At 61.8% G+C, this 941-nt stretch carries 1 protein-coding gene; it reads left to right on the plus strand.

Going from position 1 to position 941, the window contains the following annotated elements; translation table 11 throughout:
• Positions 1-832 (plus strand): IS110 family RNA-guided transposase (locus NKJ81_RS32540; protein ID WP_352542984.1); only part of this gene is annotated, 832 nt, incomplete at its 5' end.
• Positions 833-941: the final 109 nt, after the last annotated feature.

Genomic DNA, 941 nt, shown 5'->3' on the forward strand with positions numbered 1-941 from the left:
GGCCGGTTTGCCGGCAATCTGCATCGAGACCCGACACACCAAGGCATTCCTCAAGGCGCGGCCGAACAAGACGGATCGCAATGATGCGCGCGGCATCGCACAGATGATGCGCGTCAACCTGTTCCGCCCGGTGCATGTCAAGACGCTGACGAGCCAGAAGCGCCGCGCGCTGCTGACGGCGCGCAAGCTGCTGCAGGAAAAGGCCCTCGCCATCGAGAACGACCTGCGCGGCCTGTTGCGCAATTTTGGGCTCAAGGTTGGCGTCGTCGGGACCGTCAAGTTTGAGGATCGGATTCGCGAGCTCGTCGAAGGACGCTGTGAACTGGCCGAAATTGTCACGCCGCTGCTGGAGGCGCGCTGCAAGCTGCGAGAACAGTTTACAGTTCTACATCGCAGACTTCTGAGAATCGTGCGGGACGATGAGGTCTGTCGGCGCTTGATGACGATCTCCGGCGTTGGTCCTGTGGTGGCGCTGGCTTATACCGCGACGATCGACATTCCACAGCGATTCAGAAACTCCAAAACGGTGGGGTTCATCCTGGGACTGACGCCGGTGCTCAACCAATCAGGTGAAAGTCACCGCGTCGGTCGCGTCTCGCTGTGCGGCGACGGGATGATGCGCACCTTGCTCTACGAAGCCGCCCAAGTGATGCTAACGCGCGTCAAGAAGTGGTCATGGCTGAAGGCGTGGGCGATGAATGTCGCCAAGCGGTGCGGTCTGCGAAAAGCGATCGTGGCACTCGCCCGCCGGCTGGCGGTCATCATGCACCGCATGTGGGTGGACGGCACCGAATTCCGCTGGACGCGGGAGGCCTCGCCAGCCGCTATCTGACCGGAAAGGCCGTAAGGAGAGAGACAAGTTCCGCCACCGGCGGAAGCACGTCCTTCGCGGGACGATGGATGAGGCGAGTTCGTTGAAGCACTCGGACCGGTCGCTCACT

The sequence above is a fragment of the Mesorhizobium sp. M0018 genome (genome assembly GCF_040323955.1).
Taxonomy (GTDB): Bacteria; Pseudomonadota; Alphaproteobacteria; order Rhizobiales; family Rhizobiaceae; genus Mesorhizobium.